Consider the following 18,672-nt stretch of genomic DNA (forward strand, 5'->3'; position numbering starts at 1 on the left):
AATTTATTCACAAACATAAAAAATATCTGATAATTGTATTTTATATTGTTAAGTACTTTTATTTTTCTTAAAAATATGCTATAATCATTAAAAACATATGGATTGAGGAAATGTTATGGAAAAAATAAAATTACATTATACTGTAGATGACAGCGATTTCAGCAATATGGGTTTTGTATCAGGTGACGTTCAGGAAAAGCTGAAATCAAAGGGCTTTTCACAGGAAGTAGTACGTAAGGTTTCAACAGCATTGTATCAGGGCGAAATAAATATGCTTATTCATGCCGGCGGTGGCAAAATTGAAATAATTATTGACGATAAATGTATAATAATGATTTTAAAGGATAACGGTCCGGGTATTGAAGATATTGATAAAGCTCTTGAAGACGGTTATTCAACTGCCGACGAGCATGCCCGTTCTTTGGGATTCGGCGAAGGTATGGGATTCAGCAGTATGCAGAAATACAGTGATGAAATGCACATTTATTCTGAAGCCGGCATAGGAACTACATTGATAATGAAGGTATTTGTAAATGAAAATAAGTGATTTAATTAATAATAGAGCTTTTAAAATATATTTCTATAACGGGACAAACAGTATTATCAATAATATTGTATGCTCGGATCTTCATAGCTATGCCTTAAATAAATTAAATAATAATGATATATGGATTACAGTTATAGCTCATATGAATACTTTAGCGGTAGCTAAGCTTAAAAATATTGCCTGTATAATATTGGCAGATGGAATTAAACCTCCTCAGGATATTCTAAAAGCGGCTCAGGAACACAAAATTACAATTTTTTTAAGCCAGTATCCTGTTTATGAAACAGCCATAACGGTAAATAATATAATGAACGATAAATCAGTCAGGGAGGGGGAGTGATGAAAATTAGATATGGTTTATTGGCATTTGAATTTATAATACTTGCATTTTTTGCTTTGCCGGTATTGTCAAAGATATTAAATCCCGGAAATGCTTTTGGTATGCTTATATGTATTATTTTAATTTTGATAACGATTTTTTGGGAAAAATTCAGATTATTCTGTATGGAATTATGGAAGCATACGGGAGGAAAAATCATAATAATTTCAGTTTCTGCCGTTATAATTGCCGGACTTATATATGTTTTAGTTCTTACCGGATTAATGATTCATGCAAAGGAAAGAGTCCCTGACAAGGCGGACGCAGTTGTAGCACTTGGATGTAAGGTAAACGGAGAAAATCCCAGTAAAATGTTGAAAAGACGTCTTGATGCAGCCGAGATTTTTCTGTCGGAAAATGAAGATGTAATCTGTATTGTATCAGGCGGAAAGGGTGATGATGAAAAAATATCTGAAGCTCAGGCAATGAAAAATTATCTTGTGGAAAATGGTATTGAGCCTGACCGTATAATTATGGAGGACAAGTCTGTTAATACCTATGAGAATCTGGAAAATTCTTGCAGGATACTTGAAGAAATGGGCATAGGTAAAAATATTGCAATTGTAACAGACGGATTTCATCAATATAGAGCCGGTTTTATTGCTAAAAAACTAGGATATGAACCGTCGGCAATAAATGCGGTGACAGATTTTTATAATCTTACTTTGACGCCGACTTATTATGTCAGGGAATGGATGGCTGTCACTAATGAATATTTAAAGGAATTGAAGTAAAAAGTATTATCGGTTTCTAGTGAAATTTGGAAAACCCGTATCATAAAATGATACGGGTTTTTATGTTAATCGGTACTGTCTGTAAGCGTTGATATAAGTGTATTGTACAGGGAGTCATTACGCTGATCTGGAGGCGACAGGGGAGAATTAGTGTATAAACCGAAACTATTTTCATGGTAGGTGTGGTAATTAAAATTTATGCCGTATTGAAAACAAATATCAATTACATCTGATACCCATTGTTCACCGCCTCTGTTCTCTGAAAAGCAATTTATACCTGCGCCGAATTCACCGCAGTAAACCGGAACATTGTTATCAATTGAAAACTGAATATTATTAATAAGACTTGTTTCTATATAATTTTTGTCAAGAACATAGGCAGAATCAGAACTCCATACGTCTACACGTGGTCTTACAACAGCGTCCTTTTCAGCATTTACAACTTTAAAATATCCGCTTGCTTTATATTTATGTCCCTGAACTGCTGAGATATTGCTTTTTCCGAAATTAGCGTCGTCAGTAGTTCCGTATATGCAGATAGAAGTGTTATCGTCATACCCAATAGAAGTGCTCAGGTATCCGTTTCCGGAGCTGTTATTTGACCAGAAGTAGAATAAATTACTTTTGTTAAAATCGTCATAATAAACTGTTTTTATAAATTGACCGTTTTCATCATATTCGTCAATTTTTAAATTATCCGCATATGCAACACCGTTTTTACCGAGATTCTGCGCTTGAAAAACCAGACTCAGAATCTTATAATTATCATTGTTAATATTCATAAACGAGCTTTCTAGATACTGCCATTCTCCGTCGGACAGATCTGCCGAATCACCGTTAAAAGTAGCGTTCTCCCATTTGGAATCATAGGACATTGCCAGATTTTCATCAGGATATGAATAGTCATAGCCTCCTGTACCAGCCCAGTCAAATCCCTGATGAGTATAAATATGCGGTTCATAGTAATGAAATTCATAAACGATATTATCGCCGTTTACCCGTACGTAATTATTATCATCATTAAAATTGGCCCATTGAGATTGTCCGGTTTCAGTATCTTTTGCAGCGCAGAGCCTTTCGACAAATATAAGATGATTTTCATCTTCTGATCTTATACCGTCTGTAATTTGCTGAGCGAGCTTCTGCCATTGAGTAAGACAGTCTTCAGCAGTGGTGACGATAGGTACTACCGGTTCATTTACAATACCATATCCGAGGACTGACGGTTCGTTACTGTATCTTCTGGCTATTTCTGTCCATAGGGCAATAAGACGCTTCTGATTTTCTTCATTAGTCCATAGAGCCTCGCCGTTTCCCTGGGATTGGTAACCTCCCTGAGGATAATGCATATTGAACAGCAGTCTTATACCGTATTTTTTTGCCTGACTTATATTCTTATCAAGCCATTCAAATCCTTTTTCATTGTATGTATACGGGTTGCTGTCAGATTCAAATAATCCATAATTAATATAGAATCTAACGGAATTAAATCCCATATCGGCAAGTTCTTTATAGCTTTCTTCAGTGTGATGGAGGTTTTCAGGCGGATATGAAGGATTGCTCCATACATTATTTCCGAAAGCCATTCCTTTGATCATGTATTGTTTTCCGGTTTCATCGACAAGAAGCTTACCGTCTGCTTTTATAAATCCGGTATATCCGTCGGAGCTGACCAACATTCTTTTTAGTTTAATAAGGTCGAATATATTAACGTTTCCGTCATTGTTTATATCTGCATTTCCGCTGATAGTACATTCATTGTTAATCAGAAAATCAGATAAAATTTTTACATCATCAATGTCAACTGTCATATCGGAATTTAGATCGCCGTTAATTGTGTTATCATTAAACGCTCCATGTGCGTGTATAGCAAAACAGCTTACAAGAACGGCAGCCGCAACTAATGACCTGAATATTTTCATTATTTTCATATTATCAGCCTCCTTTATGAAATTTTAACATAAAATAAAGCATAAGTCAATAAATTTTGAACAATAAAGCAAAATTCCGCAGAAAATAATTTTACTGCGGAATTTTTGGATTTAATTTATTCGCCCAGTCTTATCATTTCATTAATACAAACCTTGGCTTTTTCAATTTCTTCCATATCCATTTTGATTTCAAACGCTTTACCGTTGTCCAGATTCTGCAAGGTTTTATAAACGTCCATAAGAGTAGTAAGCTTCATGTTAGGACATAAAATTTTCTTTGAAAGATTGTAAAATTCTTTATCCGGACATTTATACTGGAGATGTTCGGTAATACTTATTTCCGTACCGATAATAAATTCCTTATGGTCTGATTCCATTGCATATTTCATTATACCGGATGTTGAACCTATGTAGTCGGCGGCGTCGGTAACCTCCGGACGGCATTCCGGATGAACAAGTACCAAAGCTTCCGGATGTTTTTCTTTTACGCTTTTAAGGTCTTGCAATGTAACGGATGCGTGTACGGGACAACCGCCCTGCAAAAGTTTTATATCCTTGTCAGGAAGCTGTTTTTGTACATAGCTGCCCAGATTACAGTCAGGTATAAATAAGATTTTATTGTTTTTGATTCTATCTACAATTTTTACGGCTGTAGCAGATGTGACGCATACATCGCAGACTGTTTTTAATGCTGCGGTGGTATTTATGTATGCAACTACAGTACGGTCGGGTTCTTTTTCTTTTAACTGAGAGATTATAAAAGGGTCCATCTGTTCAGCCATGGGACAGCCTGCTTCTGAATTTGCAAGAAAAACTCTTTTATCGGGGGAAAGCATTTTAACGGTTTCCGCCATAAAGTGTACTCCGCACATGATAAAAGAATCGCAGTCATACTTTGCAGCTGCCGTACTTAAAGCATATGAATCACCTGTTTCATCGGCAATTTCAACAATTTCTTTTGCCTGGTATGAATGCGCAAGTATTACGGCATTTTTTTCTTTTTTTAATTTTAGTATTTCTTCTTGTATATTTTTTATCATAATACCCTCCGGAATAATTATTGTTTATTAAAATCTTCAGTATCTGAAGATTGTTTTTCATTGTTGCTTTCGGTTTTTGATTTTTTATTATTCAATAAGATTTTTTTACTTTTTTTATAAAGCTTAATAAATCTTGAAGGTGACTTTTTACTGCTTTTCTGTTCATCTTCGCATTTATAATATGCCGTTGAAACAGGTAATTTTTTTCTTTCCAGTTTAGTATTTACCCATTCTCTTATTATATTGTAAAATACCGCAAAAATAGGGATAAATACAATCATTCCAATAGGACCGAAAAGTCCTCCGCCTACAAAAATAGCAAAAATAATCCAGAAAGACGATAATCCAAGTGAATTTCCAATAATTTTAGGCCCTAGTATATTTCCGTCAAATTGCTGAAGAAGTAATATAAAAATAATGAAAATAATTGTTTTTTCCGGAGTGGTCAGAAGAATGAGGAGTCCGCACGGAACAGCTCCTATAATCGGCCCGAAAAACGGAATCATATTTGTTATACCTATAACAACGCTCAGAAGTACCGCATAATTTTTAAGTCCCATAAATTGGAGACCAATAAATGTAAGTATTCCTATAATAAAAGAGTCAAGCGCTTTACCGGTAAGAAAATGACTGAATGTATGGTTAGTTTGCGATGCAATTTTCAGTACAGTATTTCTGGGCCTTTCCGGAAGGATTGCGTATACGATTTTTTTAGCTTGTGCAATAAAGGTTTCTTTGTTGTAAAGAAGATAAATTGAGACAATAAGTCCTAAAAGGCAGTCCTTTAAACCGATTATAAAGGACCATGCGCTTCCTGTAACATTTGCAATAATACCGTCCTTTGCGATTAAGCTGTCTAGCATAGGTTCAAATTTTTTCACATAATCAAGAATAACATGCTGGATATTATTGAATTCGCTATTAAGAAAATCGTTGATTTTCGGATTCTTTTCAAGAATAGAGCTTATTTTATTAGTAAGAAAATTTTGAAGATTATTAAAATATGCAGGCAGACTTTGTATAAAATCTTCCAGAGTGTTTAATATTTCAGGAACGATAGAGCATACAATAGCGATAATAATGCCCAGCATTAATATAAGTGAAATTCCTATAGAAACAGTTCGGCTTATAGATCTGCACTTTTTTGTCCTGCGGAATAGCTTTTTTAAATGCTTATCACATAATATAACAAACGGATTTAAAATATATGCAAAAACTATTCCCCAGATTATCGGAGAGAGTACTTTAATTATTTTATGAATATAGTAAAGAAAAGTATTATATTTAAAAACTAAAGCCACCAGAAAAAGACATGCAGCAAAAACAAGTATACAGTATACCGCAACGGTATTGCTTTTAGTATTAAATTTAATTTTCATAGAAATCTCCATTTTCTCACAAACTTATAATTTAATTATACATCATTTTCTGAAAAAATGGAATACTTTTTTATAATGTTTTTTGTATAATTAGAAGAAAGATGTAATAAATATAATAATTATCATTACAGGTGCAAAGAATTTAATAAGAAATGTTAAGGTTTTTTTAAAATATACTTTATATAATCCGCCTGACGATAATTCTTCAAACATATTTTTGGTTTTCCAGATATACCCGACAAGTATGCAGATACATAATCCTCCTATAGGCATGATAATTTTATCGGACAATATCATCAGCATATCGAATATTGAATGACCGAAAAATCTGATCTTGTTAAAAATTCCAAAGGAAAGCGAAGCGGCAGTCCCTAGCAATATAAATCCTATACCGGGAATTATACACGCTTTTTTTCTTGACCATTTCATATTATCAATAAAGTATGATGCTATAACTTCAATTAATGAAATTGCCGATGTAACTGCGGCAAAAAATACCAGCAGAAAAAAAATAACAGCAAGATATTTACCGTACTTCATATGGTCAAAAACGTAAGGAAGAGTATTGAAAAGCAGTCCTGAACCGGCTGTGGGTTCGAGGTTAAATGCGAAAACAGCAGGAAGAATTGCAGTACATGCCAGCAAAGCTATGATCAGATCAAAAACAGGAATATATAAGGAATTTTTTTGTATATTTGAACTGCGGCTTAAATAGCTGCCGTAGGTGATAAGCGTACCCATTCCCAGACTCAGACTGAAAAAAACCTGTCCCATTGCGTTAAGCAATATAGAAAATATATCGGAAAAAGAACTTACCGCTGACAGATCGGGAATAATGAAAAATTTTAAACCGTTTAATGCGTTTGGCAATTTTATTACATTGATTGCAATTATTATAATAAATACTGCAAGCATAGGAAGAAAAATTTTGCTTATTTTTTCAATCCCTCCGGAAATTCCTTTCATTACGATTATAATACATATAATTGCAAAAGTAATATGCCATAAAATTGGTTCGTAAATAGATTCGGTAAAATTTTTAAAATATTCAGAAGGGTTATCTATTGATGAAGATATAATATATTTAAACAAGTATTTTAAAACCCATCCGCCTATAACGCTGTAGTAGCAGAGTATTATGAAAGCTCCCAGCACGCCTAATCCGCCTACGAATCCCCATCCGTTTTTTATTTTATTGCATGCGCCGATAGGATTCAAACGTGTGTTTCTTCCTATAGCCATTTCTGACATAAGTATAGGAGCGCCAAGTAATACTAAAAGGATCACATATGCTATAATAAAAATACCTCCGCCGTTCATTCCTACAACATAAGGAAACTTCCACAGGTTTCCTAATCCTACTGCCGAACCGGCCGCAGCCATAAGAAAACCGAAGTTTGATGACCACTGATCGCGTTTTTTCATAATAATTTTATTTACTCCATTCATTAACGTTATACTTTCTGCATTATTTTATGCAGTTATTGTAAAGTTATTAATTTAATTTTTAATTTGATATAATCTCTTTTCTTTATTTGAAAAATGTGATATAATAAACGTAAAGATTTTTTAAATTTATTTTATAGGGAGAGAAATCATGTCATCGCTATCATTTTACGAATTGAAAAGAAAAGCTTTAAAAAAATATTTCGGAAGAATGAATGAAAAACAGAAAGAAGCAGTATTTGCAGTAAACGGTCCGGTTCTTGTTCTTGCCGGAGCAGGAAGCGGAAAAACAACGGTTATTGTAAATCGTATTGCAAATATGATCAATTTTGGAGACGCTTATTATGACGACTCTTATCAGGGTAGTGCAGAGGACTGCCGCTTCCTTGAAAACTATATAAACGGCAGCGACGCCGATCTGGAACAGCTTAGGGAAACTATTGCAGTACGTCCTATAAAGCCATGGAATATACTTGCCATTACTTTTACAAACAAGGCTGCGGGCGAGCTTAAAGAAAGGCTTCGTACCCTTCTGGGAGAGGACGGAGATAATATCAATGCGGCAACATTTCATTCCGCATGCGTTAGAATATTAAGACGTGAAATTGATAAACTAGGATATCAGAGCAGTTTTACGATATATGATTCTGATGACAGTCAGCGAGTTGTCAAGGCATGTATGAATGAACTTGGAGTATCCGAAAAACAGTTTCCGCCAAGATCTGTTTTGTCTGAAATAGGCTTTGCGAAGGACAGGCTTATGGAGCCTGAAGATATGGCTGAGGACGCTGCAAATGATTACAGAAGGACAGTTATCGCAAAAATATACCGTGAATATCAGAAAAAATTATTTGCTTCAAATGCTGTGGATTTTGACGATATTATAAAGCTTACAGTAAAAATACTAAATGATTTTCCCGAAACTCTGGAATATTATCAGAACCGCTACAAGTATATTATGGTGGACGAGTATCAGGATACAAATCAGGCGCAGTTCAGACTGGTAAGTCTTTTATCTTCAAAGCATAATAATTTATGCGTTGTAGGCGACGACGATCAGAGTATTTATAAATTCAGAGGAGCTACGATAGAAAATATTTTAAGCTTTGAAAAACAGTTTGTCGGCAGCCGAGTAATAAGACTTGAACAGAATTACCGTTCGACTCAGACTATTCTTGACGCTGCCAATTCAGTTATTAAGAATAATTCCTCAAGAAAACCAAAAGAATTATGGACGGACAGCGGTCAGGGAGATAAAATAATATGGTATAAGGCTCAGGATGAGCGTGATGAAGCTTCTTTTGTAGCTTCGAAGGTTATGGAGTATGTTAAAAACGGCGGCAGATTTGGAGATAACGCCGTACTTTATAGAATGAATGCCCAGTCTAATCTCATTGAACAGGCATTTGTAAAAAGCGGAGTTCCTTATCGTGTGTTCGGAGGTATGAGATTTTACGACCGTAAGGAGATAAAGGATATTACTTCTTATATGGCAGTAATAAATAATAATAATGATTCCCTGAGAATGAGAAGAATTATAAATGAACCTAAAAGGGGTATAGGTGACAGTACACTTGCCCTTCTTGACGATATTACCGGAGATTTGGGTCTGACGCCTCTTGAAGTAATGAGGAATGCCGACGAATATCCTATGCTTGCCAAAAAATCTGCGGCTTTAAAGAAAACTGCGGCTATATTTGATTATCTTGCTGAATTTGCGGACGAAAATCCTTTGGACAAATTTTTTGATGAACTCCTGAAAAAAACAGGTTATCTGGAATATATGAAAAGTCTGGGAGACGAAGGCATCACAAGACTTGAAAATATTAACGAACTTAAATCTACTATTATTTCATATATGGAAGATGCAGAAGAACCTTCGCTTAACGGATTTCTTGAAGAAATCGCTCTTTATACCGATATTGATAAAATGGATGCGGATGCGGACGCCGTTGTTATGATGACTGTTCATTCAGCAAAAGGACTGGAATTTACAAATGTTTTTGCAGTGGGAATGGAAGACGGGATTTTCCCTAGCGGAAGATGCTTTGACAGTGAAGAAGAGCTTGAAGAAGAAAGACGTCTTGCATATGTTGCAATTACAAGAGCAAAAGAGCGTCTGTTTTTAAGCAGCGCTTCTCAGAGAATGCTTTTCGGAACAACACAGCGTAATTTCACATCAAGATTTATAAAAGAAATTGATAAAAATCTTATTGAAAAGAAAGATAATACTATTGTCGGCAAATCGGACAAGCCTCCTGTACAGGCGGTTAAGTCAATGAGCTTACAGCAGCAGCTTGCAAAAAATAAAAGTAAGTCTGTTCCTTCGGCTTCGGCAGCTTTATATTCTGCTGGAGAAAGAGTAAAACATAATATTTTCGGAGAGGGGACTATACTTAGTGTGAAGCAAATGGCAAGCGATGCTATGCTTGAAATTGCATTTGAAAAAGTGGGTACTAAAAAAATTATGGCAACATTTGCAAAATTACAGAAAATATAAAATAGCAAAAATTATACCCTCCGGAAAATTATCCGGAGGGTATTTGTTAATGCTCAGGAATTAGCATCCACAGCCACAATTGTCATTGCAGCCACAGCCGCAGCCATTATTGTTCATAGAACCATTGTTACCGCAGCAGCAGAACAAAAGAATTAAAATAATGATCCACCAGCAACTACCATTTCCTGAAAAACCGCATCCACAACCCATAATTAGCAACTCCTTTAATAAATAAAATGTATTGAAGCGGAAACTTTATTGTTTGAATCCGTTTCATAGTACATAATATGTTATAGTGAAAAATGTGTTACAGATTTATCGGAAGAAATTAAAATTAATTATTTGAATTACATCGACATATATCGCATTGATTTCGTGGCATACTTATTAATGGATTAATATGAAAGGTGAGTGGACTGATGAATAATAATTTTGAGATGTTTACAAGAAGAGCAGTAAATTCTATTGAAACGGCAATCGAAGCGGCGTCTCAGATGGGGCATACTTATGTTGGTACAGAGCACATTATATTGGGGTTTGTTCAGGAGGGCGGAAATATTGCGGCTTCTGTACTGAAATCAAATAATATAACGCTTAATGATATATACGATCAAATGGTATTGTTTATCGGCAAAGGTGAAAAAACACATCTGACATATGACAATTTTACTCCTGCATTGAGAAGAATATTTAACAGTGCAGCAGCTGCTGCGGAATCGTCGGGTACGAAGCTTGTAGGTACTGAGCATATTTTCATGTCGCTCTTAAAGGAACCCGGCTGCGGAGCAATGAGTTTTCTTAGGGCAATGGGAGCAAATCCGGCAAAGCTTTATAATGACTGTGCAGGCGCATATACAGGGGAGATACCGGCAGAGGTTTTAAAATACAGTCAGCCGGACAGAAAACAAATTCCCACACTTTATAAATACGGAAAAAGTCTTACAGAGGAAGCTCTTGAAAGAAAACATGATCCTCTTATAGGACGGGAAAAGGAAATTGAAAGGGTTTTACAGATTTTAGCAAGACGCAATAAAAATAATCCATGTCTTATTGGTGAAGCCGGAGTAGGTAAAACAGCTATAGTAGAGGGATTAGCACAAATTTTTGTAAGCGGAAAGGTACCTGATGAGCTTAAAAATAAAAATATTTTTTCATTGGATCTTACCGCAATGCTTGCCGGAGCAAAATACAGAGGAGATTTTGAGGAGAGAATAAAAACATGTATTGAAGAAGTAATTAATGTTGGCAACGTAATACTATTTATAGATGAAATTCATTCTATTGTAGGCGCCGGTGCGGCAGAGGGAGCAATTGATGCGGCTAATATTATTAAACCTCAGCTTGCAAGGGGAGAGATACAGATAATCGGCGCTACAACTATAGAAGAATACAGAAAAAATATTGAAAAGGATTCTGCTCTTGAAAGAAGATTTCAACCGGTACTGATAAGCGAACCTGATGAAGATCAGACATTTAATATATTAAAAGGTCTGCGTGAACAATATGAAAATTATCATAATGTAATAATAAGTGATGAGGTTATAAAATCTGCTGTGAATCTGTCTGTTAGATATATAAATGACAGATTTTTGCCTGATAAAGCAATCGATATTATTGATGAGGCGGCGTCAAAGGCTAAAATACGCGGAGCAAGGAAGGAATCATCAAGAGAAAAAAATGATGTCTTACAAATGACAGATGAATTTATTACATTAGAAAGTATTGAAAAGGCATTTAAAAAGAAATCAAAAAATTCCGTATTGCGTCCGGTAAAAATTACAGTTGACGATACGGCAGGCGTAGTTTCAGAATGGACGGGGATACCTGTAAAGAGTATTTCAAAGGATGAAGAAAGCAAATTATTAAATCTGGAAAGTAATCTGCGAAAAAGAGTTATCGGACAGGAAAAGGCGGTTTCTGCTATTGCCAAAGCAATAAGACGAAGCAGGACAGGTTTAAAAGAACCGAATAAGCCTATAGGTTCTTTTATTTTTATGGGTCCTACAGGGGTAGGTAAAACAGAACTTTCAAAAGCGGCGGCAGAATTTATTTTTGACAGTGAAAGAAATCTTATTAAAATTGATATGTCCGAATATATGGAAAAGCATTCTGTTTCAAAGCTTATAGGAGCGCCTCCGGGATATGCGGGATTTGATGAAAGCGGTACTCTTACCGATAAAATCAGACGTAAACCTTACTGTGTTCTTTTATTTGATGAAATTGAAAAAGCGCATCCTGAAGTATTGAATATTCTTTTGCAAATTCTTGAAGACGGAGTTCTGACAGATTCTAAAGGCAGGAAAACTGATTTTAAAAATACACTTATAATTCTTACTTCCAATATAGGTTCTGAATTAATGTCTGAAAGCGTCAGACTGGGATTCGGAGAAAATAATGATTCTGATGTCAACAGTAAGGTTAAATCTGAATTGAAAAGGCAGTTAAAGCCTGAATTAATTAACAGACTTGATGAAATAGTGATATTCAAACCTTTGGAGAAAGGCGATCTTAATGCAATTACCGTAAAGATGCTGAATGAATTAAAAGAAAGAGCTGAAAAAATAGGTATAAAGCTGAATTTTGACAGTAATGTTCCTGATGAACTTATTAATGAAAGTGAAGTAAAAAAATATGGTGCAAGGTATATTAAACGTTCTGTTTCGGAAAAAATTGAAAATCTTATTTCTCAGCAGCTTCTGGAGGGTCATATAAATAAAGGTGAAGAAATTGAAGTTATTTATGACGAGGGAGAATTTAAGCTTGCAAGTCCGCTTGTATATAATACTAATCCTTCGTAACTAAATTGGTATAAAATAACAAAACTCTTGCGAATATTGTATGAAATCGCTAACGGAGAATTTAATATTATGTACTGCCCACAGGCTTTGGTCTGTGGGTTTCTTTTTTTAACGGGTATTAAACCTGAAAAGTATAAAAATATAGGACATTTTTTCGAGCAGTAAAAAAAGACGGTTAATTCCGTCTCAATTATTTCTCTGAATAAAAAAACTTTACATAATTTTTTTTCTGACTATTTTATTTTTCTTTCCTGATAGTCATATCAGTTATAAATCTCATAAATATAATAAAAGATTTCGCAAAAGAACATAATTTGCGAAAATTTCTATAATACACTATCCTTTATTATAGCATTTAGTAATATAAAATGCAATAGCTTTTTGAAAAAAATTGGTATTGGAGGAGAATATGGACGGATATAATATTTATTTAAGACAAGATGGTCGTTGGGAAGGAAGAATTTCGCAGGGCAAAAAGGAGAACGGCAAACGAAAGTTCCTTTATATTTTTGGAAAAAGTAGGGAAGCAGTTAGAAATAAAATTGATGAACTGAGAAAAAATTCTATCCGCAGCACTTCAAAAACAGTCGATGAACTTTTTGGTGAGTGGTATAAAAGTATATGCTACAGGGTTAAGGAGTCAACCCTTGCAAATTATCGTACGAAGGCATTGAACCATATACTTCCCGAATTTGGGCATATTCCGGCATCGGATATCAATTCCGATAAGATGTATTCTTTTATAGAAAAGAAACGAAATGAGGGTTTATCAAACAGATATATAGGTGATATTATTGTACTAATGAAATCAGTTTTTAAATATGCTGTTAAGACCTACTGTATCTATAATCCTTTGGAGGGAGTGTCACTGCCGAGAAAGAAAACCTCTGACATAAGGCTTTTAGATAAAAAAGAACAGCTTTGTCTTGAAGAATATGTCTCTAAAATCCACAATTCAACAACCTTAGGCATAACTCTAGCCATGACAACAGGTATCAGAATTGGTGAACTTTGTGCACTTCAATGGAAAGACATTGACCTTGAAAAACGTATTCTGACCGTCAGTAAAACTGTTCAGAGAATACAACTTCACGAAGCAGACAGAAAGACTAAGCTTATAATAACAGAACCGAAAAGTGAATCTTCGAAGCGTATTATACCGATACCCGAAGTTGTTGTTGCTTTTCTCAAAGAAATGAGAGAAAATGATGAAGATTTTGTTGTTTCGGGTACTTCAAGGGTAATTGAGCCGAGGACAATGCAGTATCGTTTTGCTAAAATACTCAAAAACGTTAATTTGCCGTCAGTTCACTTTCATGCTCTGAGGCATATGTTTGCATCAAATTGTATAAGACTTGGCTTTGATATCAAGGCACTTTCTGAAATACTCGGTCATTCAAGTGTTGAAATAACGCTTAACCGCTATGTTCATTCGTCATTTGAACAAAAAACTGAATATATGAACCGTATAACTATTTGTGTATAAACAAGTTTATCGTGAAATATGTTCTTTTGCGAATTTTAATAATTGGTTATGAATGTATTATATCCAATTATATAGCTGTTATGAGACAATACCTGGCCAAAATCGGGGAAGCTGTGATTAAAAAGGTGTTATTTGGAGGAAATGAGTTTTTATGACTAGATTGAATTATAAAAAAGTACATATCCAATTTGATGAGATAAAAAGCTTTATAAGAAAAGTTGAATTTATTTTTGAAATTATGATTCTTTCATTTATTTTTTTTCTTATATGGAAATTCATGTATCATATACCGCTTTTGAGTGGCGGAGGTTATATTCTTATACTTATATATGCTTTTATTATGTTTATGCTTTTTTTGTATTCGGATGCTTTTAAATTCGGATATATGAAGTTTACAGATATAATTATATCACAGGGATTGTCAATAATTATTCTTAATTGTATTACATATTTTCAAATATGTCTTATAGCTCATAATATGATATCTTTTTTTCCTATAATACTTATGACTGTAATTGATATTGCAGCAGCGTTTTTATTATCGTTAAGTTTTACTGCAATATATCATAAATATTGTGTTCCGAAACATATGATAATGCTTTATGGAAGAGAAAATTCACTTCTTCTGAAGAAAAAAATGGATCAGAGAAAAGATAAGTATTGTATTGAACGTATGATATATTGTGATGATTATACTTTTGAAGAAATTATTACAGAATTTGAAAATTACGATGCTGTTATTTTAAATGACATTAAGGCAGAATTGCGCAATAAAATTCTTAAATACTGCTATAGTAACTCAATACGTGTATATTCCGTGCCAATTTTATCTGATATTATATATTCAGGAAGTAAAGATATAACCTTGTTTGACACCCCTCTCAAGCTTATTCATGGATGTGGTTTGAGTTTGGTGCAGCGTTTTGTAAAGAGAACTATGGACTTGATTTTTTGTTTAACAGCCATGATACCGTCATCTTTTATAATGCTTATTGTTGCGGCGGCTATCAAACTTGAGGATGGTGGAACGGTATTTTACCGTCAAAAACGTGTAACACGAAACGGCAAAAAATTTGATATTTTAAAATTTCGTTCTATGATTGAAGATGCTGAATCTGACGGAAAACCACATCCTGCCATAGATAATGATAACAGAATCACAAAAGTTGGAAAGGTGATTCGAGCATTGCGTATAGATGAGCTTCCGCAACTGCTTAATATAATTAAAGGCGATATGTCAATCGTAGGACCGCGTCCCGAACGTGTCGAGCATTGTGAGATTTACAGAAAGGATATTCCTGAATTTGAATTTCGCAACAAAGTTAAGGGCGGTCTGACAGGATATGCACAGGTATATGGTAAATACAATACAACAGCTATAGATAAACTCAGACTTGATTTAATGTACATTGAAAATTATTCATTTGCACTTGATATAAAGATAATACTTATGACCTTACGTATACTGTTTAAAAAAGAAAGTACAGAAGGTTTTTATGAAGCTGATAGCAGGCTTAAGGAAATAAAAGAGAAAGAATTATTGAGGAAGTGAAAGGAATATGAATTACAGTGTTTTAATGTCCGTATATTATAAAGAAAACCCGCAATATCTAAAGCAAGCTATTGATAGTATGTTAAATCAGACATTGAAGCCGGAACAATTTGTAATTGTTGAAGACGGAAAATTAAATGATTTTTTACATAAAATGGTGATGTTATATAAGGAAAAGTACAGCGATTTATTTACCGTTATTGAACTGAAGGTAAATGTAGGGTTGGGTATGGCACTTGATATCGGACTCCAGCACTGTAGAAACGAACTCGTTGCAAGAATGGATTCTGACGATATTTCGTTACCTGAAAGATGCGAGAAGCAGGTTAAGCTTTTTGAATCAGATGAAAATCTTGTGATAGTCGGTTCAAATATTGATGAATTCTGGGATAATCCGACAGAGATAAAATGCTCACGTGTTGTACCATCAGAGCATGAACAAATTGTTAAAAAAATAGGTCGTATTCAGCCATTTAATCATCCGACAATAATGTATAAAAAATCTGAAGTTATCAGGTGCGGCGGATATGGAAAAATCAGAAGAAAACAGGATAGGGATTTATTTTCCCGTATGATTAATATGGGCTGTAAAGCAAGAAATATAAATGAATCTTTATTGCTGTTTCGTTCCAATGCCGATAACTATAAAAGAAGAAAAAGCTGGACTTATTGTAAAAGTACAATTGAAGTAACATATGCAATATGGAAACGTGGGCATTGTTCGATTACGGATTTAATTTATGTAACAATAGGTCAAATGATTTTATTTTTTGCTCCCATGCCTGTTATGAAATTAATTTCGGATAAAATATTGAGGAGAAAAATAATATGAACATTATGTTTATTATACCACGTATGGGCGGCGGGGGTGCGGAGAGAGTAACCGCACATATTGCAAATTATCTTTCAGAGAATGATTATGACGTTACCTTAACAACTTTTATTTCCGGTGAATCGTTTTATTCATTGAATAAAGAGATAAATTATATTGGTGCGTCCTGCAATGTAAGTAAAAAATCTGTATTGCGACAGTTTAGTATGATAAAGGAATTGTTTAAGGCAGTAAAATATATATCAAAAATAATTGATGATATAAAGCCGGATGTTGTGATTTCAATGCTTACTACTGCTGATATTATAACTTATATGGTAAAAAAGTATGGAAAATATCATAATTTCAAATGGATTTCTTCTGAACGTGCTGCCCCTTCTGAACGAAACATTATTTATCAGCGAATTCTGAATAAAATATATCAAAGTACGGATATGTTTGTTTGTCAAGGGAACGTCATGTTTGATTATTACAGCTTTGTTCAAAATAGATGTATTATAGCTAATCCGTTGTTTTCATTAAAATTACCTGAAATTATTGAAGAAAGAAAGCCTATGGAAATTGTTGCATCAGGAAGACTTGACCCACAAAAAAATTTTTCTTTGTTGATAGAAGCTTTTAGTATGGTACTCAAGGAAATAAATATTAGTGTAACCTTAAAGATATATGGAGAAGGACCTCAAAGAAATACTCTTCAAAGTCAAATAAACGAGTTGCAGTTAGGTGATAAAATAATTCTTGAGGGAAGCGTCAGTGATTTGCATGATCGTATAAATGGTGCAGCTTTATTTGTTCTTTCTTCAAATTATGAAGGATTTCCAAATGTTTTGTTAGAAGCTATGGCAATGGGACTTCCGGTTATTTCTACTGATTTTCAAAGCGGAATTGCCCGTGAATTAATTGGCAGTGAAAACGGAATTATAGTTCCAGTCGGCGATGTGAGAGCATTGAAAAGCGCCATAGTAAAAATCTTGAACAATAAAATATATCGTTTAAAAATGCGTAAAAACAATCCTTATGTGAGAGAACAATATAATATTGATACTATTATAAAAAAATGGCTTAAAATTATTGAAATGAGATGAAAAAAATGAAAGATAAACTAATAAAGATACTTAAAAACCCGGGATACATTTTTATTGCACTCAGTCGTCTTGGTTTTTTCAAGAAAATGAATGATGAAAAATATCTTTGCATTGTTTACAAAATTAGAACTGGAAAAACGTTAAACCTTGAAAATCCGAAAACTTTTAATGAAAAACTTCAATGGTTAAAGCTTTATGACAGAAAAATCGAATATACCACAATGGTTGATAAATACGCAGTAAAACAATATGTTGCCGATAAGATAGGTGAGAATCATATTATTCCAACACTTGGAGTATGGGACAAATTTGAAGATATTGATTTTGATAAGCTTCCGAATAATTTTGTTTTAAAATGTACACATGATTCGGGTGGACTTGTAATTTGCAGAGATAAATCGAAGCTTGATATGAATGCTGCAAAAAAGAAATTAAATAAAAGTCTCAAACGAAATTATTTTTATGCAGGAAGAGAATGGCCTTATAAAGACGTAAAGCCGAGGATTATTGCGGAAAAGTATCTTGAAGAAAAAGGGAAAACTGTTCCGGAAGATTATAAGGTATACTGTATAAATGGTAAACCAATATATATTGTTGTTTTTCATAATCGTTTTAATCATGGTGAAGAACTTAGTGAAACGGTTTACAACACTGCGTGGGAACCACAGTATATTTCACTTGATGAACATTTTAAGGTAAGTAATATTGTTGAGTCGGTTCCGGAGTGCCTTGATAAAATGCTGAAATATTCTGAAATATTATCAGAAAATATTTGTCAATCCAGAATTGATTTTTATATAGTAAATAATCATTTGTATTTTGGTGAAATAACGTTATATACAGCTTCGGGATTTCAAAAAATGATACCGGAAGAAATGGATTATAAACTTGGACAAATGATAAAATTACCGAATAGGAAGGAAATAGAGTTGGTATAGTGGGGGATTTTGAAAAGAATCATGT

Annotated in this window: 15 protein-coding genes and 2 pseudogenes; 12 read left to right on the plus strand and 5 right to left on the minus strand. The window is 34.0% G+C overall.

Annotated elements, in window-relative coordinates:
• Nucleotides 1-115 precede the first annotated feature (115 nt).
• Genes OCV67_RS05295 through OCV67_RS05305 form a run of 3 tightly spaced genes read left to right on the plus strand, consistent with a single transcriptional unit; the run spans nt 116 to nt 1,660 of the window.
• The gene (locus tag OCV67_RS05295; RefSeq protein ID WP_147642948.1) at nt 116-547 is read left to right on the plus strand and encodes an ATP-binding protein; all 432 of its coding nucleotides are present in this window, start codon (nt 116-118) and stop codon (nt 545-547) included.
• Complete coding sequence (locus tag OCV67_RS05300) at nt 534-887, plus strand: DRTGG domain-containing protein (protein ID WP_147642949.1); 354 nt, start codon at nt 534-536, stop codon at nt 885-887. Before OCV67_RS05295 ends, OCV67_RS05300 begins: the two co-directional genes overlap by 14 nt.
• Nucleotides 887-1,660: a YdcF family protein gene (locus OCV67_RS05305; protein WP_147642950.1), complete on the plus strand. Its 774-nt coding sequence runs from the start codon at nt 887-889 to the stop codon at nt 1,658-1,660. Before OCV67_RS05300 ends, OCV67_RS05305 begins: the two co-directional genes overlap by 1 nt.
• A 65-nt stretch (nt 1,661-1,725) precedes the next feature.
• Here OCV67_RS05305 and OCV67_RS05310 read toward each other — a convergent pair whose 3' ends face one another.
• From OCV67_RS05310 to OCV67_RS05325, 4 genes are all read right to left on the minus strand, one after another.
• Nucleotides 1,726-3,591: a cellulase family glycosylhydrolase gene (locus OCV67_RS05310; RefSeq protein ID WP_147642951.1), complete on the minus strand. Its 1,866-nt coding sequence runs from the start codon at nt 3,589-3,591 to the stop codon at nt 1,726-1,728.
• Between the two features lie 116 nt (nt 3,592-3,707).
• On the minus strand, nt 3,708-4,631 hold the full coding sequence (gene nadA / locus OCV67_RS05315) for a quinolinate synthase NadA (RefSeq protein ID WP_178085010.1): 924 nt from the start codon (nt 4,629-4,631) through the stop codon (nt 3,708-3,710).
• Between the two features lie 17 nt (nt 4,632-4,648).
• Nucleotides 4,649-6,010 (minus strand): AI-2E family transporter, encoded by a 1,362-nt coding sequence (locus tag OCV67_RS05320; protein ID WP_178085011.1) that lies wholly within the window; start codon nt 6,008-6,010, stop codon nt 4,649-4,651.
• 90 nt (nt 6,011-6,100) lie between these two features.
• Nucleotides 6,101-7,435, minus strand: a complete 1,335-nt coding sequence (locus tag OCV67_RS05325; RefSeq protein ID WP_147642954.1) for a sodium-dependent transporter — start codon at nt 7,433-7,435, stop codon at nt 6,101-6,103.
• 232 nt (nt 7,436-7,667) lie between these two features.
• Between OCV67_RS05325 and OCV67_RS13700 the strand changes: the two are divergent.
• The 3 genes and pseudogenes from OCV67_RS13700 to OCV67_RS13710 form a co-directional block, all read left to right on the plus strand.
• A pseudogene (locus OCV67_RS13700) lies at nt 7,668-8,564 on the plus strand (ATP-dependent helicase); the annotation flags it as partial.
• 39 nt (nt 8,565-8,603) lie between these two features.
• Nucleotides 8,604-9,584 (plus strand): annotated as a pseudogene (locus OCV67_RS13705) (ATP-dependent helicase); the annotation flags it as partial.
• A 150-nt stretch (nt 9,585-9,734) separates the two neighbouring features.
• Nucleotides 9,735-9,956 carry a hypothetical protein gene (locus OCV67_RS13710; protein WP_394802683.1) on the plus strand — a complete coding sequence of 74 codons (222 nt, stop codon included), beginning with the start codon at nt 9,735-9,737 and terminating at the stop codon, nt 9,954-9,956.
• A 60-nt stretch (nt 9,957-10,016) separates the two neighbouring features.
• Here the strand turns inward: OCV67_RS13710 and OCV67_RS05335 are convergent, their stop codons facing one another.
• The gene (locus tag OCV67_RS05335) at nt 10,017-10,166 is read right to left on the minus strand and encodes a hypothetical protein (RefSeq protein ID WP_178085012.1); all 150 of its coding nucleotides are present in this window, start codon (nt 10,164-10,166) and stop codon (nt 10,017-10,019) included.
• A 209-nt stretch (nt 10,167-10,375) separates the two neighbouring features.
• On the opposite strand from OCV67_RS05335, the gene OCV67_RS05340 reads away from it, so the two are divergent.
• From OCV67_RS05340 to OCV67_RS05365, 6 genes are all read left to right on the plus strand, one after another.
• Entirely contained in the window at nt 10,376-12,754 is a 2,379-nt protein-coding gene (locus OCV67_RS05340) for an ATP-dependent Clp protease ATP-binding subunit (RefSeq protein WP_147642956.1), read from the plus strand.
• Nucleotides 12,755-13,163: 409 nt separating this feature from the next.
• Entirely contained in the window at nt 13,164-14,240 is a 1,077-nt protein-coding gene (locus tag OCV67_RS05345; RefSeq protein ID WP_147642957.1) for a site-specific integrase, read from the plus strand.
• A gap of 151 nt (nt 14,241-14,391) precedes the next feature.
• Complete coding sequence (locus OCV67_RS05350) at nt 14,392-15,792, plus strand: exopolysaccharide biosynthesis polyprenyl glycosylphosphotransferase (RefSeq protein WP_147642958.1); 1,401 nt, start codon at nt 14,392-14,394, stop codon at nt 15,790-15,792.
• Nucleotides 15,793-15,799: 7 nt separating this feature from the next.
• Nucleotides 15,800-16,624 carry a glycosyltransferase gene (locus OCV67_RS05355; protein WP_147642959.1) on the plus strand — a complete coding sequence of 275 codons (825 nt, stop codon included), beginning with the start codon at nt 15,800-15,802 and terminating at the stop codon, nt 16,622-16,624.
• The gene (locus tag OCV67_RS05360; protein ID WP_147642960.1) at nt 16,621-17,709 is read left to right on the plus strand and encodes a glycosyltransferase; all 1,089 of its coding nucleotides are present in this window, start codon (nt 16,621-16,623) and stop codon (nt 17,707-17,709) included. Before OCV67_RS05355 ends, OCV67_RS05360 begins: the two co-directional genes overlap by 4 nt.
• A gap of 5 nt (nt 17,710-17,714) precedes the next feature.
• Nucleotides 17,715-18,647 carry an ATP-grasp fold amidoligase family protein gene (locus tag OCV67_RS05365; protein ID WP_147642961.1) on the plus strand — a complete coding sequence of 311 codons (933 nt, stop codon included), beginning with the start codon at nt 17,715-17,717 and terminating at the stop codon, nt 18,645-18,647.
• Nucleotides 18,648-18,672 lie beyond the last annotated feature (25 nt).

This window comes from Porcipelethomonas ammoniilytica, assembly GCF_025567485.1.
Lineage (GTDB): Bacteria > Bacillota > Clostridia > Oscillospirales > Ruminococcaceae > Porcipelethomonas > Porcipelethomonas ammoniilytica.

Excerpts from the sequence above, each read along its gene's own strand:
- OCV67_RS05310 (WP_147642951.1), bottom strand. The coding sequence starts at position 3,591 with ATGAAAATAATGAAAATATTCAGGTCATTAGTTGCGGCTGCCGTTCTT.
- OCV67_RS05320 (WP_178085011.1), bottom strand. The coding sequence starts at position 6,010 with ATGAAAATTAAATTTAATACTAAAAGCAATACCGTTGCGGTATACTGT.
- OCV67_RS05345 (WP_147642957.1), top strand. The coding sequence starts at position 13,164 with ATGGACGGATATAATATTTATTTAAGACAAGATGGTCGTTGGGAAGGA.
- OCV67_RS13710 (WP_394802683.1), top strand. The coding sequence starts at position 9,735 with ATGAGCTTACAGCAGCAGCTTGCAAAAAATAAAAGTAAGTCTGTTCCT.
- OCV67_RS05350 (WP_147642958.1), top strand. The coding sequence starts at position 14,392 with ATGACTAGATTGAATTATAAAAAAGTACATATCCAATTTGATGAGATA.
- OCV67_RS05325 (WP_147642954.1), bottom strand. The coding sequence starts at position 7,435 with ATGAAAAAACGCGATCAGTGGTCATCAAACTTCGGTTTTCTTATGGCT.
- OCV67_RS05305 (WP_147642950.1), top strand. The coding sequence starts at position 887 with ATGAAAATTAGATATGGTTTATTGGCATTTGAATTTATAATACTTGCA.
- OCV67_RS05360 (WP_147642960.1), top strand. The coding sequence starts at position 16,621 with ATGAACATTATGTTTATTATACCACGTATGGGCGGCGGGGGTGCGGAG.
- OCV67_RS05365 (WP_147642961.1), top strand. The coding sequence starts at position 17,715 with ATGAAAGATAAACTAATAAAGATACTTAAAAACCCGGGATACATTTTT.
- nadA (WP_178085010.1), bottom strand. The coding sequence starts at position 4,631 with ATGATAAAAAATATACAAGAAGAAATACTAAAATTAAAAAAAGAAAAA.
- OCV67_RS05340 (WP_147642956.1), top strand. The coding sequence starts at position 10,376 with ATGAATAATAATTTTGAGATGTTTACAAGAAGAGCAGTAAATTCTATT.
- OCV67_RS05295 (WP_147642948.1), top strand. The coding sequence starts at position 116 with ATGGAAAAAATAAAATTACATTATACTGTAGATGACAGCGATTTCAGC.
- OCV67_RS05300 (WP_147642949.1), top strand. The coding sequence starts at position 534 with ATGAAAATAAGTGATTTAATTAATAATAGAGCTTTTAAAATATATTTC.
- OCV67_RS05355 (WP_147642959.1), top strand. The coding sequence starts at position 15,800 with ATGAATTACAGTGTTTTAATGTCCGTATATTATAAAGAAAACCCGCAA.
- OCV67_RS05335 (WP_178085012.1), bottom strand. The coding sequence starts at position 10,166 with ATGGGTTGTGGATGCGGTTTTTCAGGAAATGGTAGTTGCTGGTGGATC.